Source organism: Kitasatospora phosalacinea (genome assembly GCF_000716545.1).
Taxonomy (GTDB): Bacteria; Actinomycetota; Actinomycetes; order Streptomycetales; family Streptomycetaceae; genus Kitasatospora; species Kitasatospora phosalacinea.
Genome location: NZ_JNWZ01000170.1, coordinates 1 through 617, shown reverse-complemented (window position 1 = coordinate 617; position 617 = coordinate 1). Strand labels below are relative to the sequence as shown.

General features: G+C 67.3%; 1 protein-coding gene and 1 pseudogene. One reads left to right on the top strand and one right to left on the bottom strand.

From position 1 onward, the window contains the following. Nucleotides 1–81: pseudogene (locus OO48_RS41105) on the top strand (transposase); the annotation flags it as partial. 10 nt (nt 82–91) lie between these two features. Here the strand turns inward: OO48_RS41105 and OO48_RS33985 are convergent. Further along, nucleotides 92–445 (bottom strand): hypothetical protein, encoded by a 354-nt coding sequence (locus OO48_RS33985; protein ID WP_033223525.1) that lies wholly within the window; start codon nt 443–445, stop codon nt 92–94. Between the last annotated feature and the right edge of the window lie 172 nt (nt 446–617).

Below are 617 nucleotides of genomic sequence, written 5' to 3'. Positions count from 1 at the left end.
CGCCTGCAGTACCGCCCCGAGACCCTCGACGGCTTCATAGCCGGCACCGGCCTGACCCTCGACACCCCAACCTCACCCTGACAAGCCGACGTCAGTAACCGTCGAGAGCCCGACCATCCACGTCCGCGGGGTCCGTTTCAGCACGCACCGCCAGCGACTTCGCCAGCACGAGGGCGTTGTCGCCAAGATGGCCGAAGCGTCGAGCGGTATGGCCCAGGCACAGGCCGGCCAACCCGAGAAGCGGACTGCCCGACACGGCGCGCGTCCCGACCTCCATGCACCAGTGCTCGACGAACTCCCGGTCGTCGTCGCTCAAGGCGATTCCGACCAGGGCGTCCGCCGCCGCGCCCTCGTGCGAGCGGTCCCGCAGGGCCCGCTCCAACGTCTCGACCACGACCTCATGAGGCAGCGCGGGAGGGTTCTCGAAGCTCAGGTGAGAATGCATCCCGCGAGACTACGTGCCCCGCGCGATCCGCACTCGACCGGCCAAGCACGGGGCGAACGTTGCCTGATGCGGCACTAGGGTGCGTATCTGGTTGTGATCAATCTGCGGGTTTCGCCCTTGTGGTCGCGCTTGATCCGGTAGACCGTGGCGTGTGACGCGAGTACAACTGACA